We start from the raw sequence: 25,290 nt of genomic DNA, 5'->3' as shown, positions 1-25,290 counted from the left end.
GAAAAACCGGTAACTCAGATAGCCTTGAGCGTACCTTTTGGCAGGGTCGCGGCAATGGCGCCCTTCTGGAACTTCAGCTCGACAGTGTCGGAAACTTCCAGCACCACGAAATCATCGGAAACCTTGACGATCTTGCCAGCGATGCCGCCGTTGGTGACAACTTCGTCACCTTTTTGCAAGTTGCTCAGCAGGTTCTTCTGCTCTTTGGCGCGTTTGGCCTGTGGACGCCAGATCATCAAGTAGAAGATGACCAGGAAACCAACCAGGAAAATCCACTCGAAGCCGGTGCCGGCAGGGCCAGCGGCGGGTGCAGCAGCGTCCGCATAGGCGGCGGGGATCAAGAAGCTCATTGGGCACTCCAGTTGTAAAGTTCTAATAGATTAGTGCGAACAGTCAGTCCAAGGGCGGCACGGGAAGCCCGCGCTTGGCGTAGAAGGCGTCGACAAAGGCGGCCAATTTACCCTGTTGAATAGCCTCGCGTAAACCGGCCATCAAGCGCTGATAATGGCGCAAGTTGTGGATGGTATTCAGCATGCTGCTCAGCATTTCGCCGCACTTGTCCAGGTGATGCAGGTAGGCGCGGGAGAAGTTTGTGCAGGTGTAGCAATCACAGGTCGGATCCAGCGGCGAATCATCGTGGCGATGGAACGCATTGCGGATCTTGATCACCCCTGTATCGACGAACAGATGGCCGTTGCGCGCATTGCGCGTAGGCATCACGCAGTCGAACATGTCGACGCCGCGGCGCACACCCTCAACGAGATCTTCCGGTTTGCCTACCCCCATAAGGTAACGAGGTTTGTCAGCAGGCATCTGTGCCGGCAGGTAATCCAGCACCTTGATCATTTCATGCTTGGGTTCGCCCACCGACAGGCCGCCGATGGCCAGGCCGTCGAAGTCGATGTTGACCAGCGCTTCCAGCGAGCGCATGCGCAGGTCTTGGTACATACCGCCCTGGACGATGCCGAACAGCGCCGCGGTGTTGTCACCGTGGGCGTTCTTCGAACGCTGTGCCCAGCGCAGCGACAGCTCCATGGAGGTGCGCGCCACGTCATGCTCGGCCGGGTACGGCGTGCATTCGTCGAAGATCATCACGATGTCCGAACCCAGGTCACGCTGAACCTGCATGGACTCTTCGGGGCCCATGAACACCTTGGAGCCGTCGACCGGCGAGGCGAAGGTCACGCCCTCTTCCTTGATCTTGCGCATCGCGCCCAGGCTGAACACCTGGAAACCACCGGAATCGGTAAGGATCGGGCCTTTCCACTGCATGAAATCGTGCAGGCCGTTGTGCTTCTTGATCACCTCGGTGCCCGGGCGCAGCCACAGGTGGAAGGTGTTGCCGAGGATGATCTCGGCACCGATGGCCTCGATGTCACGCGGCAGCATGCCCTTGACCGTGCCATAGGTACCCACCGGCATGAAGGCCGGGGTCTCGACCGTGCCACGGGGGAAGGTCAGGCGACCACGACGGGCCTTGCCGTCGGTGGCCAGCAGTTCGAAGGACATTCGACAGGTGCGACTCATGCTTGATCCTCGGGGCCACGCGGCGCCGGATTGCGGGTGATGAACATGGCATCACCGTAACTGAAGAAGCGGTAACCGTTGTCGACCGCCGCCGCGTAGGCAGCCATGGTTTCGGGGTAACCGGCGAAAGCCGAGACCAGCATCAGCAGCGTGGACTCCGGCAGGTGGAAGTTGGTGACCAGGGCATCGACCACGTGGAACGGTCGGCCCGGGTAGATAAAGATGTCGGTGTCGCCACTGAAGGCCTTGAGTACGCCATCGCGGGCCGCACTCTCCAGCGAACGCACGCTGGTGGTGCCGACCGCGACCACGCGCCCGCCTCGGGCGCGGCAGGCGGCAATGGCGTCGACCACGTCCTGGCTCACTTCGAGCCACTCTTTATGCATGTGGTGGTCTTCGATCTTGTCGACCCGCACCGGCTGGAAGGTGCCGGCGCCCACGTGCAGGGTGACGAAGGCGCGCTCGACGCCCTTGGCGGCGATCTTCTCCAGCAGCGCCTCGTCGAAGTGCAGGCCAGCAGTCGGGGCTGCCACGGCGCCAGCACGTTCGGCGTACACCGTCTGGTAGCGCTCACGGTCGGCGCCCTCGTCGGGGCGGTCGATGTACGGCGGCAGCGGCATGTGGCCGACACGTTCAAGCAGCGGCAGCACCTCTTCGGTGAAGCGCAGCTCGAACAGCGTGTCGTGGCGCGCGACCATCTCGGCCTCGCCACCGCCGTCGATGAGGATCATCGCGCCCTCTTTGGGCGCCTTGCTGGCACGCACATGGGCGAGCACCCGGTGGCTGTCGAGCACGCGTTCGACCAGCACTTCCAGCTTGCCGCCGGAGGCTTTCTGGCCGAACAGCCGCGCCGGGATCACCCGGGTGTTGTTGAACACCATCAGGTCGCCAGGGCGCAGGAAGTCGAGCAGGTCGGTGAACTGCTTGTGCGCCAGCGCCCCGCTCGGCCCATCGAGGACCAGCAGTCGGCTGCCATGGCGCTCGGCCAGTGGGTGGCGGGCGATCAGGGAATCGGGGAGTTCGAAAGAAAAATCGGCGACGCGCATGATGATGTTCGGGTTCGGCAGGGCCGGGAAGTTTAGCCCAATGCGTGAAAATTGACCATGAAAGCCGATTGACCGACCGAAGGCACCTCTCTATACTGCGCGCCACAAGCCCTGATGGCGGAATTGGTAGACGCGGCGGATTCAAAATCCGTTTTCGAAAGGAGTGGGAGTTCGAGTCTCCCTCGGGGCACCAAATCCAGAAAAAACCGACCTTATGGTCGGTTTTTTTGTGCCTGCGATTTGGGTGTCGACAGGAGACTGTTTGCTTGACGCCAGCCCGTCGCCCCCTGCCCCTCCTGCAATGGGTGCAATCTATTGGCCATCACTCTAGCTAATACTTAAGATGTCACTCATCTGATATACACAGAAAGTATTGCCGGCATGATGGCGCTTAGCCATGCTTGCGACCCCACTTCTCACCCCCTGTGCAGATCATGAAACCAACCGTGCCCTGTCTGGCAGCAATGATGCTGCTGAGTGGGTGCAATGGAATGCCGACCGCTTATGTATCGAACCCTGTCTACGACCAGGCTTTCGTCGTCACCTCCGGCGCCCCGCTGCCGATGCTGCTGATGGCCACTGCCATCCAGTGGAACGAAGACTACGCCGTCACCGCCAAACACACGCCCTTCCTGCGCAACGTGGTCCACGAAGGCCTCGGTGACGTGGTGTTTTTCAAGCACAAGGCCACCCAGGTCCCCCTCTGGCGCCAGTACGTGCCGGGCGAGTCGGTGACAGCGGTCGGTTTCAACAGCCTGATGATGCCTGTGCAGGGCAAGGGCCATACCCTGGATTCGCTGGTACGCCTGGAAGGCACGCCCGGCAGTGTCTTCTATTCGGTGCACGACGGCCCGATGGTCAAAGGCATGTCCGGTGGGCCGGTGTTCGCCGAGGATGGCAAGGTGGTCGGGATCAATGTCGCGTTCATCCCCAAGGATGAGATCGACAGGCGCAACCGGCCCGATCTGGCTGACAAGGCGCGCGTCAGCGTGTTCATGTCGTACAGCGAGATCGACAAGGAATGGCGGCGATTCCAGTACCTGGCGCAGAAGAACAAACCCAGCGGCAGGCCTGCCCCGGTCAAGGGGTATGTGGCGGTTGCGGGCAAGCCTTGAATCCGGGCAGGTGCGTTCAGCAATCTTTGAATACTCACCGCGCCGCAATGTGAGGCTGAGCGAAGAGGTCGACGCCCAGTGCACGAATGACCTTCAATACAGTGTCAAAACGTGGCTTCGCTCCAGGACTGAGCGCTTTGTAGAGGCTCTCCCGGCCCAAACCGCTCGCTGCCGCTATCTGAGACATCCCTCGCGACCGGGCGATATGTCCGAGCGCACGGATGATTTCATCTGTATCACCATCAGCCAGAACCTGGCTCAGGTACTCGCTGATAGCCTCGTCGCTGTCTAACAATGTTGCCATATCAAAAGGAATGAGGTTCTCGTTCATTTCAGCTCCTTCGCCAGTTTTCTGGCCACTCCAATCGTATCCATACGGATACGAACTAGCAAAATTTGGAAGTAATTCCACTCTGGCGACGCTCGACGAAAATAGAAATTCGGCTGCGTCCGTTACCTGCGTCAGCATTGTCTTCACAGCGATAGCTACAAAAATCTCTTGCAACATCCAACGCCGAACCTTCGAGGCCCCTCGACGTCCGATCCTGCATCGCCCCCGTTTCGAGGCACCCCGCGTGAAAGACATCATCGCCCGCAAGTACCGCCTGATGGTGAAGACCTTCGGCTACATCGGCTGGTCGCTGTTCTGGCTGCTGCTCTGGGACGTGCTGGTCACCATCGACTTCATGCTGTTCTTCAACAGCAAGTTCACCCTGCCGCTGATCCCGCTGACCTTGCTCGGTTCGTCGCTGGTGGTGCTGGTGAGCTTTCGTAACAGCAGCGCCTACAACCGCTGGTGGGAGGCGCGCACATTGTGGGGCGCGCTGGTGAACGGCTCGCGCAGCTTCGCCCGGCAGACGCTGACGCTGATCGACGACCCGGACGACGGGCTGAACCCGGTCAAGGCCACCTTGCTGCGCCGGCATATCGCCTACGTGAACTGCCTGGCGGCACACCTCAAGGGCGAAGCCTGCCCAGATGAGCTGATGGCGTTCATCCCACCGGGGGAATTCGAGCGGCGCAACCGTTCGAACAACTTCGCCAACGACATTCTCGGTGGCTCGGCGGCCCTGTTGGCGCGCGAGTACCAGGCCGGGCGGTTGGACAGCATTCGCCTGGCGCGACTGGAGTCGACGCTGGTGGACCTGTCCAACGCCCAGGGTGGCATGGAGCGGATCGCCAACACGCCACTGCCCTACCCTTATGTGTATTTTCCGCGGCTGTTCATCACACTCTTCTGCCTGATCGTGCCGGTGGGGCTGGTGGAGTCGCTGGGTTGGTTCACGCCGCTGGCGTCCACGGTGGTCGGGTTCATGCTGCTGGCGATCGAGCGGATCGGCACCGACCTGCAAAGCCCGTTTCGCTTCAGCGAGCATCAGATTCAGATGGATACGATTTGCGAAACGATCGAGCGCAACCTGGCGTCGATGCAGCAGTGTGGGGAGTTGCAGCGTTAAGGGGGCTGCGTTGCAGCCCAATCGCCGGCAAGCCGGCTCCCACACGTACAGTGCAAGGCCGCAGGATTGCGGGAACCCTGTGGGAGCCGGCTTGCCGGCGATTGGGCCGCACAGCGGCCCCAGCTATGGATCAAGCTCGCACATAGCGCTGGCGCAGCACATCACTGAAAGCATCCACCAGCAACACCAGCACCAGCATCGCCATGATCACCGTACTGGCCTGCGCCTCCTGGAACAGGCTCAGGGTGGTATAGAGCATCTGCCCGAGCCCCCCTGCGCCAACAAAGCCCAGCACACTGGCCATGCGAATGTTGTTTTCCCAGCGGTACAAGCTGTAGGCCAGCAACTGCGGCCACAAATTGGGCAAGGTGCCGAAGCAGAACGCCGCGACCTGCCCGCCCCCCTGCAGGCGTATCGCCGCTGCCGGCTCCACCGGAGCATTCTCCAGCGCTTCGGCGAACAACCGTCCCAACACCCCTGCCGTGTGCAGGGCCAGGGCCAGCGTACCGGCATTGGGACCCAACCCGGCTGCCAGCACCGTCAGTGCCGCCCACACCAGCTCAGGGATGGCGCGCAAGGCATTGAGCAACAACCGCGCCACCGATTGCAGCGGCCAGCCGAAACGCCCCGCCGCCGGCAAGGCCAGGAGCATGCCCAGCCCCATCGCCAGCAGCGTACCCAGCCCTGACATCGCCAGGGTTTCCAGGGCGCCATGACCCACCGCGCGCAGATGCTCTGTGGATAAGTCCGGATGCAGGAATCGACCCGCATACTCGCCCATCTGCCCCAACCCGCCATCGCCAACCAGCGCGTGCAGGTCCAGTTGCAGATAGCCAAACGACGCCACCACCGCCGCGACAATGGCGCTGATGACCAGCAGGTTGACCAGCCGGTTCATGCCAGCCTCCCGCGCAGGAAGCGGCTCAGCAGGTCAGCCAGCAGTACCAGGCCGAAAAAGGCCAGCAACATGCTCGCCACCTCACCGCCGGCGAACATGCGCATGGACAGGTCGATCTGCTGCCCCAACCCGCCAGCGCCGACAAAGCCCATCACCACCGACGCACGCACTGCGCACTCCCAGCGATAGACGGTGTAGGACACCAGCTCCGCCACGGCACTCGGCAAGATGCCATAGCCGAATGCTGCCAGCCGGCCACTGCCGGCCTGCATCAAGGCATGCGCGGGACGCTGGTCGACCGACTCGAAGATTTCCGCATAGACCTTGCCGAGCATGCCGCTGTAAGTGATGGCGATGGCCAGTACACCCGCAGTCGGCCCCAGGCCCACGGCGCGAACGAACAGCAGTGCCCAGACGATTTCCGGCACGCTGCGCAGAAAAATCAGCAAGCCCCGCACCGGCATGCGCACCAGGCGCGACCACCCGCCCGCACGCCCGCTCCGGGACGCCGCGCGCAGCGACAGGGCGCGGCTGGCCAGAAGGCTGGTGGGGATCGCCAGCAGCAGCGCCAAGGCCATGCCGGCGGTGGCAACAGCCAGGGTCTGCAAGGTCGCGGTGTACAGCAGTTGGAGGAACTCGGCATCGTGCGCCGGGGGCCAGAAGGCGCGGGTGAAGTTGGCGATCTGCTGACGGTTTTCCGCCTGCAGCAAGACCCCAGGGTTCAGCTCGCTCAACTGCAACCCTGGCCACAACACGGCCAGGGCAAGCAACGTGAACAACAACCGCGGCAATAGCGCCGGGTCGCGGGCGTCAACCTTCAGCATCGGGGAATCTGCACAGTCAGGGTCGGCCCCTGAACAACCGGCGAGGCCAGCTGTTCGTTGGCGTAAAGGGCATCGAGCAGCTGCTCGCTCACGGCGTGCGCCGCACAGTCGAATACCACCCGCCCCTCACGAATGCCGATCACCCGTGGGAAATGCGCCAGGGCCAGTTCGACCGCATGCAGGCTGGCCACCAGTGTGACGCCGTTAGCCTGGGCATGGCGGTTAAGCAGTGCCAGGCTATGCTCGGCCAGCACCGGGTCCATGGCCGACACCGGCTCATCGGTCAGCAGCACTTCGGGGCGCTGATACAGGGCCCGGGCGATACCGACTCGCTGCAACTGGCCACCGGACAATTGCCCGCACTGGACGAACAGCTTGTCGGCCAGGCCCAGTTCCGCCAGTACCTGTCGCGCGCCCGGCACATCGGTGGGGTAGACCAGGTTGAGCAGGCCGCGCAGGGTGCCCCACTGCCCCAGCCGGCCGGCCAGCACTGCCGTGACCACCCGCTGGCGCGGCGGCAGGGGCGGCGCCTGATGCACCAGGCCGATCCTGGCTCGCAAGCGCTGGCGGGCGCCGGATGACAGCGCCCAAGGCTGTTCGCCGAGCAACTCCAGGTGACCACTGCTGGGCTGCACTGCCGTGGCCATCAGGTGCAGCAGGCTGGACTTGCCAGCCCCCGAAGGGCCGATGATCGCCACCCGTTCACCCTTGTCGATGCGCAGGCTCACCGCCTCGAGCGCGCGGACCTGGCCGTGGCTCAGGCCGGCGCCGTGTACATGAATAGTCACTTGAGCAGGCCGGCCTCGCGTGCAGCTTGCTCGGTACCCTGGTAGTTCTCGGGCTTTGTCTCGATGAAGCGGCTGGCCGCCTGCAGGTCGAGGATCTTCTTGTGCTCCGGGTTGGCCGGATCGAGGTCGAGGAAGGCCTTCTTGATCTTCTCTTTCAGCGCCGGCTCCATGTTGCCGCGCACGGTCCAGTTGTAGTCGTAGTAGGCCGGCGTGGTGGCGAATACCTTGACCTTGCTGGTGTCGACCTTGCCGGCATCGACCAGTTTCTGCCAGACGCTGGCGTTGAGCACGCCGCCATCGACCTTGCCGGCCTGCACCCAGGCCACGGTTGCGTCGTGGGCACCGGAATAGGCCACGCGGCTGAAGTAGCTCTCGGGCTTGATGTTGTCTTCCTTGAGCATGAAGTAGCGCGGCATCAGGCTGCCCGAGGTGGACGAGATCGAACCGAAGGCGAACGACTTGCCCTTCAGGTCAGCCAGGCTCTTCACGTTGGGGTTGGCGGTGATGAACTTGGAGGTGAACTGGGCGTCCTGCTCACGCTGCACCAGCGGCGTGGCGGTCGGGTCTTTGAGGTGCACCTGAACGAACGTGAAGCCGCCCAGCCAGGCCAGGTCCAGGCGGTCGCTGGCCAGCGATTCGACCACCGCCGGGTAGTCGGCCACCGGTACGAACTTCACGTCCATGCCCAGTTGCGCGGACAGGTACTGGCCCAGTGGCTCGAACTTGCGCAGCAGTTCGGTCGGCGCCTCGTCAGGAATGGCACTGACTCGCAAGGTGTCAGCAGCCTGGGCGACAACGGCACAGCAGGACAGCACGAGGCCGGCGGCGAGCGCCAATGGGCGTTTGAGCATGGGAGTTCTCCGGTTCAATAGCGGGGAAATTGCGGCAACCTGCCGACCGTGGGAAGTATAAGAGCCACAGGCGCAAAGACCAGCTTTGCTACAATCGCGCAACAATTTGATCTTGAGGTGCGTATGAGCGAGCCGATTCGCCTGACCCAGTACAGCCACGGTGCCGGCTGTGGATGCAAGATTTCCCCCAAGGTGCTGGATGTGATCCTGGCCGAAAGCGGTGCCCAGGCCCTGGACCCGAAACTCTGGGTCGGCAATGCCTCGCGCGACGACGCCGCCGTCTACGCCCTGGATGACGAGCGTGGTGTGGTCTCCACCACCGACTTCTTCATGCCCATCGTCGACGACCCGTATGACTTCGGCCGTATCGCCGCGACCAACGCCATCAGCGACATCTACGCCATGGGGGGTGACCCGCTGATGGCCATCGCCATCCTCGGCTGGCCGGTCAACGTGCTGCCACCGGAAGTTGCCCGCGAGGTGATCCGCGGCGGCCGCGCGGTCTGCGCCGAGGCCGGCATTCCCTTGGCCGGCGGCCACTCCATCGACGCGCCCGAGCCGATCTTCGGCCTGGCGGTGACTGGCGTGGTCAGCAAACGCCACCTCAAGCGCAACGACACCGCCACCGTCGGCTGCCGTCTGTACCTGACCAAGCCACTGGGCATCGGCATCCTCACCACCGCCGAGAAAAAGGCCAAGCTGCGTGAACAGGACCAAGGCCTGGCCCGTGACTGGATGTGCACCCTCAATACCCCGGGCAGCCGCTTCGGCAAGCTCGACGGCGTCAAGGCGATGACCGACGTGACCGGTTTCGGCCTGCTCGGCCACCTGGTCGAACTGGCCGAGGGCAGCGGCCTTACCGCGCACCTGGACTACGCCGCCGTGCCCCGCCTGCCCAGCGTCGAGCATTACCTGGCCGAAGGCTGCATCCCGGGTGGCACCCTGCGCAATTTCGACAGCTACGGGCACAAGCTCGGCCCGCTGAGCGACGAGCAGAAGCACCTGCTGTGCGACCCGCAGACCAGCGGTGGCCTACTGGTAGCCGTCAGCCCTGAAGGCGAAGCCGAGTTCCTTGCACTGGCAGCCGAACTGGGCCTGCAACTGTCGCCGATCGGCAAGCTGGTCGAGCGACAGAGCCACGCAGTCGAGGTGAACTGATGCGCCCCGACTGCACCGACTTCCGCCAGCTGTTCCTCGATGACACGCCCATGATGGACATGCGCGCGCCCATCGAATTCGCCAAGGGCGCCTTCCCCGGCGCCGTCAACCTGCCGCTGATGACCGACCAGGAGCGGCAGAAGGTCGGCACCTGCTACAAGCAGCAAGGCCAGGCCGCCGCCATCACCCTCGGCCATCAACTGGTCAGCGGCGCCATCAAGCGAGAGCGTCTGCATGCCTGGGCCAGCTTCGCCAAGGCGCACCCCAATGGTTACTTGTACTGCTTCCGTGGCGGCCTGCGTTCGCTGATCGTCCAGCAATGGCTGCGCGATGAGGCCGGCATCGCCTACCCCCGGATCAAGGGTGGCTACAAGGCCCTGCGCACCTTCCTGCTGGAGACCACCCAGCACGCTGTCGAGCAGTGCGATTTCGTGCTGGTCGGCGGCCTGACCGGCACCGGCAAGACCGATGTGCTGCACCAGCTGAACAATGTGCTCGACCTCGAAGGCCACGCCAACCACCGTGGCTCCAGCTTCGGCAAGCGCGCCACCGCGCAGCCGGCGCAGATCGACTTCGAGAACACGCTGGCGATTGATGTGCTGAAAAAGCGCGCCCGCGGCATCGAACAGTTCGTGCTGGAGGACGAAGGCCGTATCGTCGGCAGTTGCACAGTGCCACTGGCGCTGTACCAGGGCATGCAGCAGTACCCGATGGTGTGGCTGGAAGACAGCTTCGAAAACCGTGTGGAACGTATTCTGCGCGATTATGTGATCAACCTCTGCGCCGAGTTCGTCGCGCTGCATGGCGAGGAAGATGGTCGCCGGCTGTTCGCCGAGCGCTTGCTGCAGAGCATGGCCAATATCCACAAGCGTTTGGGCGGAGAGCGCTTCCAGCGCTTGCACGAGATCCTGGGCCAGGCACTGGAAGAGCAAGCGCGTAGCGGTGCGGTGGACTTGCACCGGGGCTGGATCGAGGGGTTGCTGAAGGAATATTACGATCCGATGTATGCCTACCAGCGCGAGGCCAAGGCTGATCGTATCGAGTTTGCGGGGGATGCCGTGGAAGTGCGCGAGTATCTCAAAGCCCGCAAACGCTGAGGGCCGCTTTGCGCCCCAATCGCCGGCAAGCCGGCTCCCACAGGATCAGCAGCGCTGCCATACCTGTGGGAGCCGGCTTGCCGGTGATGAGGCCAGCACAGAACACATCACTGCCCCGGGCTGAGCACCCGCTCCAGCTCCGACGCCCGCTCCCGGGTCATGTCCAGCACACACATCCCCCCTTCAAGCTGAGCCAGGGTCCCGCCACTGGCCTGCACATGAAATCTGCAGTTGGCGTCACGATAGCCAATCCATTGCCGCTGCACCTCGCGCAAGCTCTTCTGTTGCCCGGCATCCAGCCTGCCCATCAACTGCTTGTAGACGCGGTTCAGGCGCTCATCCTGGAGCTTGGTCTCGACCTGGATGCAACTGCTCATGGCTACCGTGCTGGACGCCTTGTCCATGCACTGGGTATACGCCGGCGAGTTGTCGCCAGCCATCGCCAGCGGCATGCAACCGGCCAAGGCCAACCCCATCAGATACTGCTTATTCATCGCAATCCCTCAAAATGCCTGCAACTGTTCCGGCGGCATCAGCACCTTGCCCGGCTCGAAGCGCAGCGACGGCATCTGCGTGGCGGCATACAGGGCGAGCGCCAGCGCCGCGATCAACGTCACATCCAGCCAATGCCAGCCCGGCATGTCGGCACTGCTGCGCGCCTTCCAGCAATACCAGGCCTGCCCTGCACAGAACACGGCAATAGACGCCAACCACAGGTAGAAACCTGCACCGAAGCCCGTACGCGCCTGGAACGCATAGCTGATGTTATCCGGCAGCCGTTCGATGCCGAAGCTGCTGGCCGCCAGGTACAACGCACCCAATCCGGCCAGCAGCGCCAATCGGCGATAACGCCGATGGGCAAGGATGGCCACGGCCAGCAGCGGGTTGGCAAACCATTGAAACAGCCCGAACGGCACACCCCATGGCCCATACAGCAACATCTGCAAGGCTGGCATGTGCCTGCCAGCGCTCATCAGCGCGCCGTCGAAGCACAGGGCAAGCAGGTAAAGGGCAAGGCTGCAGGTCAGGTAGAAAGCCGTCATGCCACAGGCGGCTCGAGCAGCAAGCCGTAGATGCCGGAATCGGACAGCTCGCCCGCCACGCACCAGCGCGCGCGCAAGGTGCCTTCGAGGACGAAACCCTGGCGTTCGAGGGTACGCGCCGAGCCCTGGTTACGCGGGTCGATCTCGCCTTCCAGGCGGCGCATGTGCAGGGTATGGGCGAGGTAGTCGATGAAACAGGTCAGCGCTTCGTCCATATAGCCCCTGCCCTGCACTGCACTGGCCAGGCAATAGCCGATCTCGCCACGGCGCGAGACATCGTCGATGTTGAACAGCTGAACCATACCGATCAGTTCGCCATTGTCGCGGCGGTACATGCCCAGCTTGAGCTGGTCACCATTGGCATAGGCCTCACGGTCGGCAGCGAGGGCACTTTCGGCCTCGGCCAGGTTCTGCCAGGGCGCGTGATGCCAATAGCGCATGACCTCGGGGTCGGCCATGATCGCCAGCCATTGCGCGGCATCGGCATGGCGCATGGGCCGTAGCTGAAGGCGCGGGCTGTCGAGACACAGGTCGCTGGGGAAACTGCGGGGTGGGGTCACGCCGGATCTCCTGTCCATTGCTGGGGAACGGACAGTCTAACGTCTTGTGCCCGGTTCGAGCATCCCGGGGCTGCTTTGCAGCCCAATCGCCGGCAAGCCGGCTCCCACAGGTTCCGCGCAGGCCAGGACCTTGCGCTGTACCTGTGGGAGCCGGCTTGCCGGCGACAGGGCCCGAACAGACTATCGATGCACGATCAGGCCACCTCGGCCCCATCATCCGGCCAATGCGGCTCGTTGGCCCCCGGCGGTGTCAGCGGCGGCAACCCATAGGCCGCCCGCGCATCGTCACAGCTGGGGTTATGCACCCCACCCTCCCACGACGCGTCGAATTCGCGGCAAGGGCTGGAACGGTTGGCGTAGATGGTACAAGCCACCTCTTTGCCGATCTCGCCCTGAAGGCTCACGCAACGGCAAGGTTTGGCATCGGTGCCGATCATCGCAACCCGGGTCGGGTTGATCTGCACCACCAGGTCGTCAGGCACGAGGCCGCCGGCAGACTGGCATTCGCCCCAGAAGAAGGACACACGGAAGTACCCGCAGCAGGCGCCGCAGTCAAGGCAAGGGTTATATTCGGACATGATGGCACGGAGGGAAGGTTGTTGTTATGGGGGCGAGGCCCGCGGCGCCATTTGTAATCGAAGCCAGTGCTGCTGAGAAGGGGCTGATGCAAAAAAACATGGCCACTGATCCGACCGCTGTAGCAGCGCATTGTGCTACCGCTGAAAAAGCGACCACCTCAGCGATGGCCGCCGGTGAGGATCAGCGCAGGGCCTTGAAACTGTCGGCATCCCGACACTGCTGGCTGAGGCCCTCGCTCGGCACGAAATGATCGCCACGCACCCCGCTGAAATGGGCCTGGGCTTGGCCATGGTGAACAAAGCGATCGGCCTTGTTGCCCTCAGTGATCACGGTATAGGACTGGCTACGCATCGCCTCGTACCTGTTGTCATCAGCACCGATGGCGTTGAGATAATCGTTCAACTGGCTATCACTGAGCCCCAGGCATTTGTCCAGTTTCACCCCCCAGCGCAACAGGCAGACTTCTGCAAAATGCCGCACGATGAGCCCCGGTTCGACAAGTACCTTGCCACTACCTGCACCATCGAGCGAAGCATTGCCCACCAGCGTGGCATGGCGTCCAGGCATTGGATAGATGCACATGCGTGTGCTGCTTTCAGCGGAAGGTATGACGCAGGCGAAGCCTTTGGACCGCTCGTCACGCGAGAAGAAGCCGACGTACTCTTTGACATTGCCAGCCAATTTGATTCGATGCGATTGCAAATTGCCGACCCCAGGTACCGGGTCGATGGCGAAAATGTTGACGGGAACATGCTTGAGTTGAGGATCTTCCGCCATCGCATTGGCAAGCATATGGCAACTGATACCACCACGGCTCCAGCCTACCAGGTTGACCTGGGTTGGAATGACTGGCTTGCGGAACTGTTTGATGATCTGCTCCTGCAGCGCCTGCGGGGTTGGTTGACGCTGACCATAGCTGTAGGTGCGCCAGAACCAGGAGCTTGTGGAAGTGGCTTCGGGAATGGGTACACCGGCAGCCTTCAACTTCTCGTATTCGTCTTCGGAGAGTTCGGTACGCTGCCAGTCGCTCTTGCCCTTGATGACGTGCAGCGCATGGGAGACGTTCTCTTCCCAACCTCGCCCGAACAATGTGCCTGACCAGTTGAAATAGCTGCCGGGTTCGACGAACAGATTGTCATCCTGCTGGTTGCCACTGCCGGGGCCGTCGACCGCAATCCAGTGCGCGAACTCGCGGCTTTGGTCATTGCTGGCCAGCGTCGATACCAACTCGCCGTTCCAGAAATTGGGGTTCGAATCATCGAACCGATGGGACCCGGTACCGCAGAAATAAGCTGTGAAAACACTCATTTGCACACCTCGTCTATCGAATGAAGTGCGCAAAGCTATTGATTGTTCTCACTCGCGAGCAGCCGGAAAACTTGCCGGTCACCCGAAAAAAGCCGCGAGAGGTTAAACCTGCTCGCGGCTTTTTGGCCAAGCGCCTGATGCCTACTTGCGGATCAGGCCATCGGCTCGGAACATCTGCCGTATGCCACGAATGGCCTGGCGAATGCGATCCTGGTTTTCGATCAGGGCAAAGCGCACATGGTCATCGCCGTAGTCACCGAAACCGATCCCCGGTGAAACGCAAACCTTGGCCTCGGCCAGCAGCTTCTTGGAAAACTCCAGCGACCCGAGATGGGCATACTGGTCCGGGATCTTGGCCCAGACGTACATCGACGCCTTGGGGTTCTCGACCATCCAGCCCAGTTCGTGCAGGCCCTTGACCAGCAGGTTGCGACGCTGGCGGTATTGCTCGGCGATGTCACGCACGCATTGCTGGTCCCCTTCAAGCGCAGCAATTGCCGCAACCTGCAGCGGGGTGAACGTACCGTAGTCGTGGTAGCTCTTGATCCGCGCCAGGGCACTCACCAGCTCGGGATTGCCGACCATGAAGCCGATCCGCCAGCCTGCCATGTTGTAGCTCTTGGACAGGGTGAAGAACTCCACCGCAATGTCCTTGGCGCCCGGCACCTGCATGATCGACGGTGCCTTCCAGCCGTCGTAGACGATATCGGCATAGGCCAGGTCATGCACCACCAGCACATCGTATTGCTTGGCCAGGGCCACCACGCGCTCGAAGAAGTCCAGCTCGACGCACTGGGCGGTGGGATTGGACGGGAAGCCAAGGATCATCATCTTCGGCTTGGGGATCGACTCGCGGATCGCGCGCTCAAGCTCGTTGAAGAAGTCCACGCCCGGCACCAGCGGCACCGAACGCACCTGGGCACCGGCGATGACCGCGCCGTAGATGTGGATCGGGTAGCTCGGGTTGGGCACCAGCACGGTGTCGCCATGGTCGAGGGTGCCAAGCATCAGGTGCGCCAGGCCCTCTTTGGAGCCGATGGTGACGATGGCTTCGCTTTCCGGGTCGATGGCGACGTCGTAGCGCTCCTTGTACCAGTTGGAGATGGCACGGCGCAGGCGTGGGATACCGCGAGACGTAGAGTAACCGTGGGTGTCATCCCGCTGGGCGACTTGCACCAGCTTCTCGACGATGTGCGGCGGCGTGGCGCCATCGGGGTTGCCCATGCTCAAGTCGATGATGTCCTCGCCACGGCGACGGGCTGCCATCTTGAGTTCGGCGGTGATGTTGAAGACGTAGGGCGGGAGACGATCGATGCGCGCAAAGCGGCGCGGCGAACCTGGGTTGGCCATGGCTTCCTCTGGAGACGTAAGCGCCCGGAACCGTCCGAGCGACGCTGGCCGCTGCGGCGGCCGAATCAGAAGATAATGCCGCTGGATATCATCTGTAAAGGACAACTACCTGTTTTGTTAGATCTTTTCAAACTTATGCTTTGAATATTTCAGATTTTCAGTAGCTGCACTGGCCTCATCGCCGGCAAGCCGGCTCCCACAGGTACATCACAGCCCTCAAGCGCAGTGGCGTACCTGTAGGAGCCGGCTTGCCGGCGATAGGGCCGGAGCAGGCATAAAAAAACCCCGGCACCAAGGCCGGGGTTTTCGTGTAACAGGCGACTGTATCAGCGCGCGTACGTCATCAGCACGTCCGCGGCAGTCTGGCTGTCCACCGACATCATCACGCTAAGCGCAGTGACGGTGAGAATGGAGAAGCCAAATACCTTGCGCGCCCACTTGCTGTCGTCCTCGGCCTTGTAGCCACCCCAAGCCATGTACAGCCAGTACAGGCCCATGGCTGCTGCCACGGCCAGGTAGCCGAGGCCGGCGTAACCGCCGAGGGTGAGCATCAGGGTCGCGAGCACGAAGGCCAGCACATACAGCACGATCTGCTTCTTCGCCGCGAGGATGCCGCGCGCCACCGGCAGGACCGGAATGTTGGCAGCGCTGTAGTCCTTGAAGCGGAAGATCGCGATGGCAAAGCTGTGCGGCATCTGCCACAGGCTGAACATCACCAGCAAGGTTACCGCAGCCAGGTCGAAGCTGTTGCTCACGGCGCAGTAGCCGATCACCGGAGGCATGGCACCGGACAGGCTGCCGACCAAGGTGCCGTGCACCGATTTGCGCTTCAGCCAGAGGCTGTAGAAACCGACGTAGACGATGAAGCCAATCAGCGCGCAGAACGCCGACAGTGGGTTGGCCTGGACATACAGCAGGCTGAAACCCGCCACCCCGAGCAGGGTGGCGTAGATCAGCGCGAGGGGCAGCGACATGCCGCCCTGCACCATGACGCGGTTCTTGGTGCGCTCCATCTTGTGGTCGATGTCACGGTCGATGCAGTTGTTGAACACGCATCCGGACGCGACCACCAGCGAAGTACCGATCACCACCGCCAGGAACAAGGCGAAATCCACATGGCCCTTCGAGGCAAGGAAGAAACCGCCTGCCACGGAAAGCACGTTACCGAAAATGATCCCCGGTTTGGTGATTTGGATAAAGTGCTTAACGGACATGCAGTCTTACCTCACTTGGCCAACATTTCGAAGTGGATGCTGAACATGATCCACAGCGACAGGCCGACCAGCAGTGCAATTACCATGGCGGTGAACAGGAACGTCGACACGTTGGAACGCTGCTCTTTCGAGCGGTCCATGTGCAGGAAGTACACGAGGTGCACTACCACCTGGATGACGGCCATGGCCACCACGACCAGGACGGTCAGGTTCTTCGGCAGGCTTGGGAACATCACCAGGCCGAACGGGATCGCAGTCAGGATGATCGACAGTACGAAGCCGACCATGTAGGACTTGACGCTACCGTGATTACCTTCGTGATGAGTGTCGTGTGCGTTAGCCATTACAGAACCCCCAGCAGGTAAACGACGGTGAATACGCAGATCCAGACCACGTCCAGGAAGTGCCAGAACAGGCTCAGGCAGCTCATGCGGGTCTTGGCGGTCGGCGTGATGCCGTGCTTGTTGATCTGGTACATCATGATTGCCATCCAGATCAGGCCGGCGGTCACGTGCAGACCGTGGGTGCCTACCAGGGCGAAGAAGCCCGACAGGAAGCCACTGCGCTGAGGACCGAAGCCCTCGGCGATCAGGTGATGGAACTCATAGATTTCCATCGCGATGAAGCCTGCACCGAACAGGAAGGTCACAGCCAACCAGCCCAGCACGCCTGCTTTCTTGCCGTCGAACATCTTCAGCATGGCGAAGCCGAAGGTGATCGAGGACAGCAGCAGGAACAGCGTTTCAACAGCTACGAAATCGAGCTGGAAGATGTCATGACCCGACGGGCCGCCGGCAAAACTGCCGGACAGCACCGCGTAGGTGGCGAAGAGCGACGCAAACAGGATGCAGTCGGTCATCAGGTACAGCCAGAAACCGAGTACGGTCATCTGGCCCGAGTCGTGGTGGTGGTCGTCATGCCCATGGTCGTGACCATGAGCAGCACCGTGCATTACTTGACTGGACATTGATTACACCCGCTCAAACGATTCGACACGTGCGCCGGCAGGCAGAGCACCTGCTTTGGCCAGCGCTTTCATGCGCTCGCCTTCGATGCGCGCCACTTCTTCGGCCGGAACCATGTAGCCCTGGTCATCACGCGCAGCGTGGCGAACGAAGACTGCGATGGTTGCCAGCAGGCTTGCGCCGACCAGCCACCAGATGTGCCAGATGAAGGCAAAGCCGAAGACGGTCAGGAACAGGCCCATGAACAAACCGGTGGAGGTGTTGCTCGGCATGTGGATCGCGTCGAACTTCTTCGCTGGCTTGTAGGCGTTACCGGTCTGCTTGGTTTCGTGCCAGGCATCCAGGCCAACCTGCTCAGGCATGTGGGCGAAGTTGTAGAACGGAGGTGGCGACGAAGTCGACCATTCCAGAGTACGACCGCCCCATGGGTCGCCGGTCACGTCCAGGTTCTGGTTGCGGTCGCGGACCGAAACGTAGAGCTGGATCAGCTGGCAAGCGATACCGAACAGGATCAGCACGGCGCCGACGACGGCAACGTACAGGTAGGGTTCCCACAGTGGGTTGTCGGAGTGGTTCAGACGACGGGTCATGCCCATGAAGCCCAGGGCGTACAGCGGCATGAACGCTACGTAGAAGCCCGAGATCCAGAACCAGAAGGCAGCTTTGCCCCACTTCTCGTTCAGGGTGAAACCGAAGGCTTTCGGGAACCAGAAGGCGAAGCCGGCGATGTAGCCGAACACCGCACCACCGATGATCACGTTGTGGAAGTGAGCGATAACGAACAGGCTGTTGTGCAGCACGAAGTCAGCACCTGGAACAGCCAGCAGAACACCGGTCATGCCACCGATGGAGAAGGTGATCATGAAGCCCAGGGTCCACAGCATCGGTGCGGTGAAGCGCACACGGCCCTGGTACATGGTGAACAGCCAGTTGAACAGCTTCACACCGGTCGGAATGGAGATCAGCATCGTCGCCAGGCCGAAGAAGGTGTTGACGCTGGCGCCGGCACCCATGGTGAAGAAGTGGTGCAGCCATACAGCGAAGCCCAGGATGGCGATCGCGCCCGATGCATAGATCATCGAGTGGTGGCCAAACAGACGCTTGCCGGAGAAGGTCGAAGTCACTTCCGAGAACACGCCGAAGGCCGGCAGGATCAGGATGTAAACCTCAGGGTGACCCCACGCCCAGAACAGGTTGACGTACATCATCGGGTTCCCACCAAGCTCGTTGGTGAAAATGTGGAAGTCCAGATAACGGTCAACAGTCAGCAGAGCGAGTGCGGCGGTCAGGATCGGGAACGAAGCGACGATCAGAACGTTGGCCCAGGTGCAGGTCCAGGTGAAGATCGGCATGTCCATCAGTTTCATGCCAGGTGCGCGCATCTTCATCACGGTGACGAGGAAGTTCACACCGGTAAGCGTCGTACCCAAGCCTGAGAGCTGTAGCGCCCAGATGTAGTAGTCGACACCCACCCCAGGGCTGTACTGAATGCCCGCGAGCGGCGGATAGGCAACCCAGCCGGTCTTGGCGAATTCACCAACGCCCAGCGAGATGTTGACCAGCAGCACGCCTGCCAGCAGCAGGTAGAAGCTCAGGGAGTTCAGGAACGGGAAGGCAACGTCACGTGCACCGATCTGCAGAGGAACCGCCAGGTTCATCAGGCCGGTGAAGAACGGCATCGCCATGAAGATGATCATGATCACACCGTGGGCGGTGAAGATCTGGTCATAGTGTTCAGGCGGCAGGTAGCCTTCGGAGCCGCCGGTAGCAGCAGCCAGCTGTGTACGCATCATGATGGCGTCGGCAAAGCCGCGCAGCAGCATGATCATCGCGACGATGATGTACATCACCCCGATTTTCTTGTGGTCGACCGTGGTCAGCCACTCGGTCCACAAGTAGGTCCACTTGCGGAAATAGGTGATTAGACCGACGACAGCGATACCGCCGAGCGCGATCATGGCAAGCGTCACCATGACTATCGGCTCGTGATAGGGTATCGCCTCCAGGCTTAATTTACCGAACATCTCTTACTCCTCTGCCCCGGCAGCTGGTTGCATACTCGATTCCACACCCTTGGTAGTGGCCAGATCTTTGCTGCCTGCTTCTTCGTGGACCGGCTTGCCGCGGTTCATGCCTTCGTACTTGTCAACGATCGACTGGAACAGCTCTGCTGGTGCCTCGCTGTACAGCGCGACTGGGTTGTATTCGCTAGGTTTGGCCAGAGCTTCGTACTCTGCCTCGCCCAGTTTCAACGGCGACTGCTTGACCTCGGCGACCCACTTGTCGAAGTCTTCCTGGGAAGTTGCAGTAGCCTTGAATTTCATGCCGGTGAAGCCAGCGCCGCTGTAGTTGGCGCTGATACCGTCGAACTCGCCGTTTTCGTTGGCGATCAGGTGCAGCTTGGTGGTCATGCCGGCCATGGCGTAGATCTGGCCACCCAGGCCCGGGATGAAGAACGAGTTCATCACGGCGTCGGAAGTGACGCGGAAATTGACCGGGGTGTTAGCCGGGAAGTTGATCTTGTTGACCGTCGCGATGCCCTGCTCCGGGTAGATGAACAGCCACTTCCAGTCCAGAGCGACCACGTCGATCTGAATCGGCTTCACGTCCGAATCCAGTGGACGGTATGGGTCCAGCTTGTGGGTGGAGTGGTAGGTGACATAACCCAGGGCGATGATGATGATGATCGGGATGATCCACACCGCAGCCTCGATCTTGGTCGAGTGCGACCAGTCGGGGGTGTAGGTGGCCGCCTTGTTGGAAGCACGGTACTTCCAGGCGAACGCCACGGTCATGAGGATGACCGGGATCACCACCAGCAGCATCAGGCCGGTAGCGATGAGGATGAGGTTCTTTTGCTCAATGCCGACCTGACCTTTCGGGTCGAGCAGGGTCCAGTTGCACCCACTGAGTAAAAGCATGCCTAAAAAGGGCAATATGCCAAACAGTCTGGGGTAACGCTTTTTACTCATCTCACGACCTCTAGATCAGCTTGCTTCAATGCAATTTGTGTTTTGGTAGCCAGCACTTCGTCCTGCCAAGTGAGGCAATTCACGCCCGTACTCGCTCCTGCCTGGGGTCCGACTGCAGGACCTTGGCTCAAGCGGGTTAGCGGTGCTTATGGTTTCGTAGGCAACAGGCCTGTACTTCAGACCAAGTCCATTTGGTGCGGGAAAACGCGGAGGGGTATCCGCTCGGTATCGCCGCTGGGCGAAACTTGACGAAGTCAGCAAAAGAAAGCGCTGGGCTTCCTTCAATCCTGCGACTCGCAAGCAGTGCCGAACGGAAATTGGGGGCGATTGTAGTGAGGTCGCCAACCCTTGACTATGACTTATTGAGCAACAGTCTTTTACAGAATGCGTAACAATAGGGATCTGAAATTCAACTTCGCGACAGTTTGTCGCACCCCGCTTGATAGACCTCAAAGCCGCATGTGGCAAGGGTTTGTGATTGATCTGGATCAAGCGGGAGCAGGATTTTCCCTCTTCTCTGTGGGTGCAAAAGACCTCACTGAATTCGGGACTAATGTCTAACGATGGCGCCGATTGCGGTAGATGCCGAGCGGAACCAGGATGGCCGTGAGCACGAATGCCACCAGTGCCCATTGCGCCAGCGACAGGCCGAGGATCGGCGGGTATGCCGTGCTGCAGAAGCCGTCTACCTGAAACGCCAATGGCCAGAGCTTGGCCAGGGGCAGGTCATCGACGATCGGCTGGAGGGTGTCGATACCGCAGCTGACCATGGGGTTGGCGAGTATATACACATGGTTGCCGGCCGCAACGATTCCGCCAATCGCGCTGAGTACCACAAGGCACTCGAAGAAGGTCAGGCTGCGACGTCCAGGCATCGCCGCGGCAATGAAAGCGAAGACCGCGATGAACAGCAGGGCATAGCGCTGCAGGATGCACAGTGGGCAGGGCGCTTCGCCCAGCACGACCTGCATGTACAACGCGCCGCCGATCAGGGACAGACAGATCAGCCCCAGCAGCACCAGAAAGCGCCGTTCCCGATTCAGGCGCAGTGTCAGTTCGTTCATTGCCGGTTCCTTCGATGGATAGAGGGCAGCGTCATGTGCCTGCCTGGCGCAAGTCTACACGCAGGCAGGGCCTTGTAGCGTGTCGAGGAAGCGCGAGACAGCACTGCGCAGGACTATCCGGAGATGGCTTCAGACCGGCTGCGGCAACGTCGGTTCAACGTCGGCCGGTGAAAAGCGGCAGATCAGGTGCCGCGCAGGGGCAAGCCCCTCGACACCCGGGAGTGAAGGATACAGTGATTAAAGGAGGATTAAGGTGAAAGATGGCCGTTGCGGCTGATGCTTCCTTATATATAGAGAAGAAGAGGATGGGGCTGCTGCGCAGCCCTTTCGCGACACAAGGCCGCTCCTACAGGGATCGCGCAGTCCTGTAGGAGCGGCCTTGTGTCGCGAAAGGGCCGCAAAGCGGCCCCTGCCAACATCACTCCAACGCAGCCGCCGGCCCGAAGAACTCGTAACGGCTCTGCCCTTCCGGCACGCCCAGCCCCTTCAGGTGACGCTTGATCACCGCCATGAAGCCCTTGGGCCCAAGGAAGTAGGCATCCACATCACGCTCGCGCGGCAACCACTCGGCCAGCAGTTCCTGGCTCAGCAGGCCAACGGCATTGGCATCACGCGAACCATCGTCCTCGGCATAGCAATAGAAGCGCTTGAGTTGCGGATGGCGCTCGGCCAACCCGTCGATCACGTCACGGAAGGCATGCACCGCGCCATTGCGCGCACAGTGAATGAAATGCACCGCACGCTGGGTCTTGAGCGCAGACTCGAGCATGGCAAGGGTGGGCGTGATACCCACACCGCCGCTGATCAGCACCAGCGGCTTGTCGCTGGCAGCCAGGGTGAAGTCACCGGACGGCGGGAACAGTTGCAGGGTTTCGCCGACCATCAGCTGATCATGCAGGTAATTGGAAACCTTGCCGCCCGCTTCGCGCTTGACGCTGATGCGGTACTGCTGGCCATCGCACAGGGCCGACAGCGAATAGTTGCGACGCTGCTCGGCACCGTCGATGAACAGCTGCAGACCGATGTACTGGCCTGGCTCGGCCTTGAGCACCGGCTTGCCGTCGACCGGAGCGAAATAGAAGGAGACGATTTCGCTGCTTTCCTGTTCACGGCGTACCAGTTGGAACTCGCGGGTGCCGCGCCAGCCACCCGCGGCCTCTTCCTTCTGTTTATACAAGCCTTCTTCGGCGCCGATCAGAATGTCGGCCAGCTGGCCGTAGGCAGCGCCCCAGGCAGCGATCACCTCAGGGGTGGCGATTTCCTTGCCCAGCACTTCCTCGATGGCGCGCAGCAGGCAGCTACCGACGATCGGGTAATGCTCCGGCAGAATCTGCAAGGCCACATGCTTGTTGATGATCTGGCCAACCAGGCCGCCCAGCTGCTCCAGTTGGTCGATGTGGCGCGCGTACATCAGTACACCATTGGCCAAGGCACGCGGCTGATCGCCGCTGGCCTGGTGGGCCTGGTTGAACAGAGGGCGCACTTCGGGGTACTCGCTGAGCATCATCTTGTAGAAGTGGGTGGTCAGCGCTTCGCCGCCGGTTTCCAGCAGGGGCACGGTAGCTTTGATGATTGCACGTTGTTCGGCATTGAGCATTTGCAACGACTCCTGAGCACGGGGCTTGAATAAGTTGCGTTGACCACTACAGCAATCGTGCCAACTTTTGGCGCCAGCAAAATCAGGGGATTGACGCCGATCATGTCAAAACGACCTACCCCGGCGTATAGTCATAACGACCAATAGGAGTCTTTATGACCGCAAAGCCCTTGCTCACCGCCCTGCTCCCTCTGGTCAGCGACCTTTCCCGCGACCTGCCGGACCAGGAACGTTACCGGCGCCTGCTCCAGGCCATGCGTGGCCTGCTGCCATGCGACGCCGCCGCGCTGTTGCGCCTGGACGGCGAATGGCTGGTGCCCTTGGCCGTCGATGGCCTTAGCGCCGACACCCTGGGGCGGCGCTTCAAGGTCAGTGAACACCCGCGCTTCCAGATCCTCCTCAGCCGCGCCGAACCCACCCGCTTTGCCAGCGACTCCGAGCTGCCCGACCCCTACGATGGCCTGGTCAACGCCCACGACGCCGCCCTGGAAGTGCACGACTGCATGGGTTGCCCGCTGATGGTCGATGAACGGCCCTGGGGCCTGGTGACCCTCGACGCCCTCACCCCCGGGCAGTTCCAGAGCCTGGAGCTGGACGCCCTGCAGGCCTTCGCAAGCCTGGCGGCCGCCACCGTCACCGTAGCCGAGCGCATCGAACACCTGGCCCTGCGCGCCGAAGACGAACACTACCGCGCTGAGATCTACCGCCAGGCCAGCGGCCAGGACCGGGAACTGATCGGCCAGAGCAAGGCCCACAAACAACTGGTGGAAGAAATCCGCCTGGTCGGCAGCAGCGACCTGACCGTGCTGATCACCGGCGAAACCGGCGTGGGCAAGGAACTGGTGGCGCAAGCCCTGCACCAGGCCAGCAGCCGCGCCGACAAGCCGCTGGTCAGTCTCAACTGCGCCGCCCTGCCCGATACCCTGGTGGAGAGCGAGTTGTTCGGCCATGTGCGTGGCGCCTTCACCGGTGCCCACGGCGAGCGCCGGGGCAAGTTCGAGCTGGCCAATGGCGGCACGCTGTTTCTCGACGAAGTCGGTGAGTTGTCGCTGGCCGTGCAGGCCAAGCTGCTGCGGGTGCTGCAGAGCGGGCAACTGCAGCGCCTGGGTTCGGACCGCGATCACCGAGTCGATGTGCGCCTGATCGCCGCCACCAACCGCGACCTGGCGGCGGAAGTACGCAACGGCAACTACCGCGCCGACTTCTATCACCGCTTGAGCGTCTACCCGCTGCAGGTGCCACCTTTACGCGAGCGTGGCCGCGACGTGTTGCTATTGGCCGGTTACTTCCTCGAACAGAACCGATCGCGCCTGGGCCTCAACAGCCTGCGCCTGAGCAGCGAAGCCCAGGCTGCGCTGCTGGCCTATGATTGGCCCGGCAATGTGCGTGAGCTGGAACATCTGATCGGCCGCTCGTCGCTCAAGGCCATGGGCCAACATCCACAGCGCCCTCGCATTCTCACCCTTGAAGCCAGCGACCTCGACCTGCGCGCCGTCCCCGCCACGGCGGCGGCGCCCTCCCCTGCCCTGCTGCCTGCGCCTTCGCTGCCCGAGGGTGGCCTGCGCGACGCCATCGACGCCTATCAGCGCCAGGTGATCGACGCCTGCCTGCAGCGCCATCAGGACAACTGGGCCGCCGCCGCCCGCGAGCTGGGCCTGGACCGTGCCAATCTGAGCCGCCTGGCCAAGCGCTTAGGCCTGCGCTAGACGCATTCTTACCAAAGGATTAACCCAGAAAGCCTCTGGTTGCTTCCTGCTGGACTGCTATATCTCCCTAACCACCGGTCACAGGGCCGTTACACGGCCCCGTTGCGCGCAACAGGTCCGCTCGCGGGGGGAGGTTGCGCGAGGCAAGGGTCGCAGAAGCCGACCCGTACC

26 protein-coding genes and 1 tRNA gene are annotated in these 25,290 nt (G+C 61.8%); 6 read left to right on the top strand and 21 right to left on the bottom strand.

Features of this window, described 5'->3' with window-relative positions; translation table 11 throughout:
* Positions 1-14 precede the first annotated feature (14 nt).
* The 3 genes from yajC to queA are packed head-to-tail and all read right to left on the bottom strand — an operon-like array spanning position 15 to position 2,573.
* Positions 15-350 carry a preprotein translocase subunit YajC gene (gene yajC / locus ACIPZB_RS04025; protein WP_008092587.1) on the bottom strand — a complete coding sequence of 112 codons (336 nt, stop codon included), beginning with the start codon at positions 348-350 and terminating at the stop codon, positions 15-17.
* A 43-nt stretch (positions 351-393) separates the two neighbouring features.
* On the bottom strand, positions 394-1,509 hold the full coding sequence (tgt, locus tag ACIPZB_RS04020; RefSeq protein WP_162144435.1) for a tRNA guanosine(34) transglycosylase Tgt: 1,116 nt from the start codon (positions 1,507-1,509) through the stop codon (positions 394-396).
* Positions 1,510-1,523: 14 nt separating this feature from the next.
* Positions 1,524-2,573, bottom strand: coding sequence for a tRNA preQ1(34) S-adenosylmethionine ribosyltransferase-isomerase QueA (queA, locus tag ACIPZB_RS04015; RefSeq protein ID WP_008092594.1), 1,050 nt, complete (start codon positions 2,571-2,573; stop codon positions 1,524-1,526).
* Positions 2,574-2,681: 108 nt separating this feature from the next.
* On the opposite strand from queA, the gene ACIPZB_RS04010 reads away from it, so the two are divergent.
* Together ACIPZB_RS04010 and ACIPZB_RS04005 are read left to right on the top strand one after the other, a co-directional pair.
* A tRNA-Leu gene (locus tag ACIPZB_RS04010) sits at positions 2,682-2,766 on the top strand.
* A 274-nt stretch (positions 2,767-3,040) separates the two neighbouring features.
* Positions 3,041-3,688 carry a trypsin-like peptidase domain-containing protein gene (locus ACIPZB_RS04005; protein WP_400639357.1) on the top strand — a complete coding sequence of 216 codons (648 nt, stop codon included), beginning with the start codon at positions 3,041-3,043 and terminating at the stop codon, positions 3,686-3,688.
* Positions 3,689-3,722: 34 nt separating this feature from the next.
* On the opposite strand, the gene ACIPZB_RS04000 is transcribed toward ACIPZB_RS04005, so the two are convergent.
* Entirely contained in the window at positions 3,723-4,019 is a 297-nt protein-coding gene (locus ACIPZB_RS04000) for an addiction module antidote protein (protein WP_400639356.1), read from the bottom strand.
* A gap of 244 nt (positions 4,020-4,263) precedes the next feature.
* Here ACIPZB_RS04000 and ACIPZB_RS03995 point away from each other — a divergent pair, with 244 nt between their 5' ends.
* On the top strand, positions 4,264-5,145 hold the full coding sequence (locus ACIPZB_RS03995) for a bestrophin family protein (RefSeq protein WP_400639087.1): 882 nt from the start codon (positions 4,264-4,266) through the stop codon (positions 5,143-5,145).
* 130 nt (positions 5,146-5,275) lie between these two features.
* On the opposite strand, the gene phnE is transcribed toward ACIPZB_RS03995, so the two are convergent.
* The 4 genes from phnE to ACIPZB_RS03975 are packed head-to-tail and all read right to left on the bottom strand — an operon-like array spanning position 5,276 to position 8,506.
* Positions 5,276-6,043, bottom strand: a complete 768-nt coding sequence (gene phnE / locus ACIPZB_RS03990; protein WP_400639086.1) for a phosphonate ABC transporter, permease protein PhnE — start codon at positions 6,041-6,043, stop codon at positions 5,276-5,278.
* Positions 6,040-6,867: a PhnE/PtxC family ABC transporter permease gene (locus tag ACIPZB_RS03985; protein ID WP_400639085.1), complete on the bottom strand. Its 828-nt coding sequence runs from the start codon at positions 6,865-6,867 to the stop codon at positions 6,040-6,042. The genes phnE and ACIPZB_RS03985 overlap by 4 nt, the downstream gene beginning before the upstream one ends.
* Positions 6,861-7,655, bottom strand: a complete 795-nt coding sequence (locus ACIPZB_RS03980) for a phosphonate ABC transporter ATP-binding protein (RefSeq protein WP_400639084.1) — start codon at positions 7,653-7,655, stop codon at positions 6,861-6,863. Before ACIPZB_RS03980 ends, ACIPZB_RS03985 begins: the two co-directional genes overlap by 7 nt.
* Positions 7,652-8,506: a putative selenate ABC transporter substrate-binding protein gene (locus ACIPZB_RS03975; protein ID WP_400639083.1), complete on the bottom strand. Its 855-nt coding sequence runs from the start codon at positions 8,504-8,506 to the stop codon at positions 7,652-7,654. The genes ACIPZB_RS03980 and ACIPZB_RS03975 overlap by 4 nt, the downstream gene beginning before the upstream one ends.
* 123 nt (positions 8,507-8,629) lie before the next feature.
* Here ACIPZB_RS03975 and selD point away from each other — a divergent pair, with 123 nt between their 5' ends.
* Entirely contained in the window at positions 8,630-9,664 is a 1,035-nt protein-coding gene (selD, locus tag ACIPZB_RS03970) for a selenide, water dikinase SelD (RefSeq protein WP_008093849.1), read from the top strand.
* Complete coding sequence (gene mnmH / locus ACIPZB_RS03965) at positions 9,664-10,761, top strand: tRNA 2-selenouridine(34) synthase MnmH (RefSeq protein ID WP_400639082.1); 1,098 nt, start codon at positions 9,664-9,666, stop codon at positions 10,759-10,761. Before selD ends, mnmH begins: the two co-directional genes overlap by 1 nt.
* A gap of 107 nt (positions 10,762-10,868) precedes the next feature.
* Here mnmH and ACIPZB_RS03960 read toward each other — a convergent pair whose 3' ends face one another.
* The 13 genes from ACIPZB_RS03960 to hmpA all read right to left on the bottom strand — a co-directional run bounded on the left by ACIPZB_RS03960 (position 10,869) and on the right by hmpA (position 23,413).
* Positions 10,869-11,255: a lysozyme inhibitor LprI family protein gene (locus ACIPZB_RS03960; RefSeq protein ID WP_400639081.1), complete on the bottom strand. Its 387-nt coding sequence runs from the start codon at positions 11,253-11,255 to the stop codon at positions 10,869-10,871.
* Between the two features lie 9 nt (positions 11,256-11,264).
* Positions 11,265-11,804 carry a hypothetical protein gene (locus tag ACIPZB_RS03955; RefSeq protein ID WP_400639080.1) on the bottom strand — a complete coding sequence of 180 codons (540 nt, stop codon included), beginning with the start codon at positions 11,802-11,804 and terminating at the stop codon, positions 11,265-11,267.
* Entirely contained in the window at positions 11,801-12,364 is a 564-nt protein-coding gene (locus ACIPZB_RS03950; RefSeq protein WP_008093840.1) for a GNAT family N-acetyltransferase, read from the bottom strand. Before ACIPZB_RS03950 ends, ACIPZB_RS03955 begins: the two co-directional genes overlap by 4 nt.
* Before the next feature lie 194 nt (positions 12,365-12,558).
* Complete coding sequence (locus ACIPZB_RS03945) at positions 12,559-12,942, bottom strand: YkgJ family cysteine cluster protein (RefSeq protein WP_008093837.1); 384 nt, start codon at positions 12,940-12,942, stop codon at positions 12,559-12,561.
* Positions 12,943-13,123: 181 nt separating this feature from the next.
* Positions 13,124-14,251, bottom strand: a complete 1,128-nt coding sequence (locus tag ACIPZB_RS03940; protein WP_400639079.1) for a hypothetical protein — start codon at positions 14,249-14,251, stop codon at positions 13,124-13,126.
* Between the two features lie 141 nt (positions 14,252-14,392).
* On the bottom strand, positions 14,393-15,601 hold the full coding sequence (gene alaC, locus ACIPZB_RS03935) for an alanine transaminase (protein ID WP_400639078.1): 1,209 nt from the start codon (positions 15,599-15,601) through the stop codon (positions 14,393-14,395).
* Positions 15,602-15,927: 326 nt separating this feature from the next.
* Entirely contained in the window at positions 15,928-16,815 is an 888-nt protein-coding gene (cyoE, locus tag ACIPZB_RS03930; protein WP_400639077.1) for a heme o synthase, read from the bottom strand.
* Positions 16,816-16,826: 11 nt separating this feature from the next.
* On the bottom strand, positions 16,827-17,159 hold the full coding sequence (gene cyoD / locus ACIPZB_RS03925; protein ID WP_008093827.1) for a cytochrome o ubiquinol oxidase subunit IV: 333 nt from the start codon (positions 17,157-17,159) through the stop codon (positions 16,827-16,829).
* On the bottom strand, positions 17,159-17,782 hold the full coding sequence (cyoC, locus tag ACIPZB_RS03920; RefSeq protein ID WP_025337745.1) for a cytochrome o ubiquinol oxidase subunit III: 624 nt from the start codon (positions 17,780-17,782) through the stop codon (positions 17,159-17,161). The genes cyoD and cyoC overlap by 1 nt, the downstream gene beginning before the upstream one ends.
* 3 nt (positions 17,783-17,785) lie before the next feature.
* Positions 17,786-19,804 carry a cytochrome o ubiquinol oxidase subunit I gene (gene cyoB / locus ACIPZB_RS03915; RefSeq protein WP_400639076.1) on the bottom strand — a complete coding sequence of 673 codons (2,019 nt, stop codon included), beginning with the start codon at positions 19,802-19,804 and terminating at the stop codon, positions 17,786-17,788.
* 3 nt (positions 19,805-19,807) lie between these two features.
* The gene (cyoA, locus tag ACIPZB_RS03910) at positions 19,808-20,752 is read right to left on the bottom strand and encodes a ubiquinol oxidase subunit II (RefSeq protein ID WP_400639075.1); all 945 of its coding nucleotides are present in this window, start codon (positions 20,750-20,752) and stop codon (positions 19,808-19,810) included.
* Positions 20,753-21,309: 557 nt separating this feature from the next.
* Positions 21,310-21,816 (bottom strand): disulfide bond formation protein B, encoded by a 507-nt coding sequence (locus tag ACIPZB_RS03905; protein WP_008093818.1) that lies wholly within the window; start codon positions 21,814-21,816, stop codon positions 21,310-21,312.
* Positions 21,817-22,234: 418 nt separating this feature from the next.
* Positions 22,235-23,413: an NO-inducible flavohemoprotein gene (hmpA, locus tag ACIPZB_RS03900; protein ID WP_400639074.1), complete on the bottom strand. Its 1,179-nt coding sequence runs from the start codon at positions 23,411-23,413 to the stop codon at positions 22,235-22,237.
* 155 nt (positions 23,414-23,568) lie between these two features.
* Between hmpA and norR the strand changes: the two genes are divergently transcribed.
* Positions 23,569-25,119 (top strand): nitric oxide reductase transcriptional regulator NorR, encoded by a 1,551-nt coding sequence (norR, locus tag ACIPZB_RS03895; RefSeq protein WP_400639073.1) that lies wholly within the window; start codon positions 23,569-23,571, stop codon positions 25,117-25,119.
* The last annotated feature ends 171 nt before the right edge of the window (positions 25,120-25,290 follow it).

Source organism: Pseudomonas sp. NPDC089396 (assembly GCF_044749545.1).
In the GTDB taxonomy this organism is placed as follows: Bacteria; Pseudomonadota; Gammaproteobacteria; order Pseudomonadales; family Pseudomonadaceae; genus Aquipseudomonas.
This window is presented reverse-complemented; position numbering and strand designations above follow the sequence as displayed.

What these genes read in the sequence shown, in the direction of transcription:
- ACIPZB_RS03960 (WP_400639081.1), bottom strand. Translation starts at nt 11,255, where the DNA reads ATGAATAAGCAGTATCTGATGGGGTTGGCCTTGGCCGGTTGCATGCCG.
- tgt (WP_162144435.1), bottom strand. Translation starts at nt 1,509, where the DNA reads ATGTCCTTCGAACTGCTGGCCACCGACGGCAAGGCCCGTCGTGGTCGC.
- ACIPZB_RS03955 (WP_400639080.1), bottom strand. Translation starts at nt 11,804, where the DNA reads ATGACGGCTTTCTACCTGACCTGCAGCCTTGCCCTTTACCTGCTTGCC.
- ACIPZB_RS03975 (WP_400639083.1), bottom strand. Translation starts at nt 8,506, where the DNA reads ATGCTCAAACGCCCATTGGCGCTCGCCGCCGGCCTCGTGCTGTCCTGC.
- cyoE (WP_400639077.1), bottom strand. Translation starts at nt 16,815, where the DNA reads ATGTCCGTTAAGCACTTTATCCAAATCACCAAACCGGGGATCATTTTC.
- yajC (WP_008092587.1), bottom strand. Translation starts at nt 350, where the DNA reads ATGAGCTTCTTGATCCCCGCCGCCTATGCGGACGCTGCTGCACCCGCC.
- ACIPZB_RS04005 (WP_400639357.1), top strand. Translation starts at nt 3,041, where the DNA reads ATGCTGCTGAGTGGGTGCAATGGAATGCCGACCGCTTATGTATCGAAC.
- selD (WP_008093849.1), top strand. Translation starts at nt 8,630, where the DNA reads ATGAGCGAGCCGATTCGCCTGACCCAGTACAGCCACGGTGCCGGCTGT.
- cyoD (WP_008093827.1), bottom strand. Translation starts at nt 17,159, where the DNA reads ATGGCTAACGCACACGACACTCATCACGAAGGTAATCACGGTAGCGTC.
- ACIPZB_RS04000 (WP_400639356.1), bottom strand. Translation starts at nt 4,019, where the DNA reads ATGAACGAGAACCTCATTCCTTTTGATATGGCAACATTGTTAGACAGC.
- mnmH (WP_400639082.1), top strand. Translation starts at nt 9,664, where the DNA reads ATGCGCCCCGACTGCACCGACTTCCGCCAGCTGTTCCTCGATGACACG.
- cyoB (WP_400639076.1), bottom strand. Translation starts at nt 19,804, where the DNA reads ATGTTCGGTAAATTAAGCCTGGAGGCGATACCCTATCACGAGCCGATA.
- queA (WP_008092594.1), bottom strand. Translation starts at nt 2,573, where the DNA reads ATGCGCGTCGCCGATTTTTCTTTCGAACTCCCCGATTCCCTGATCGCC.
- cyoA (WP_400639075.1), bottom strand. Translation starts at nt 20,752, where the DNA reads ATGAGTAAAAAGCGTTACCCCAGACTGTTTGGCATATTGCCCTTTTTA.
- hmpA (WP_400639074.1), bottom strand. Translation starts at nt 23,413, where the DNA reads ATGCTCAATGCCGAACAACGTGCAATCATCAAAGCTACCGTGCCCCTG.
- alaC (WP_400639078.1), bottom strand. Translation starts at nt 15,601, where the DNA reads ATGGCCAACCCAGGTTCGCCGCGCCGCTTTGCGCGCATCGATCGTCTC.
- phnE (WP_400639086.1), bottom strand. Translation starts at nt 6,043, where the DNA reads ATGAACCGGCTGGTCAACCTGCTGGTCATCAGCGCCATTGTCGCGGCG.
- ACIPZB_RS03945 (WP_008093837.1), bottom strand. Translation starts at nt 12,942, where the DNA reads ATGTCCGAATATAACCCTTGCCTTGACTGCGGCGCCTGCTGCGGGTAC.
- ACIPZB_RS03905 (WP_008093818.1), bottom strand. Translation starts at nt 21,816, where the DNA reads ATGAACGAACTGACACTGCGCCTGAATCGGGAACGGCGCTTTCTGGTG.
- ACIPZB_RS03985 (WP_400639085.1), bottom strand. Translation starts at nt 6,867, where the DNA reads ATGCTGAAGGTTGACGCCCGCGACCCGGCGCTATTGCCGCGGTTGTTG.
- ACIPZB_RS03940 (WP_400639079.1), bottom strand. Translation starts at nt 14,251, where the DNA reads ATGAGTGTTTTCACAGCTTATTTCTGCGGTACCGGGTCCCATCGGTTC.
- cyoC (WP_025337745.1), bottom strand. Translation starts at nt 17,782, where the DNA reads ATGTCCAGTCAAGTAATGCACGGTGCTGCTCATGGTCACGACCATGGG.
- norR (WP_400639073.1), top strand. Translation starts at nt 23,569, where the DNA reads ATGACCGCAAAGCCCTTGCTCACCGCCCTGCTCCCTCTGGTCAGCGAC.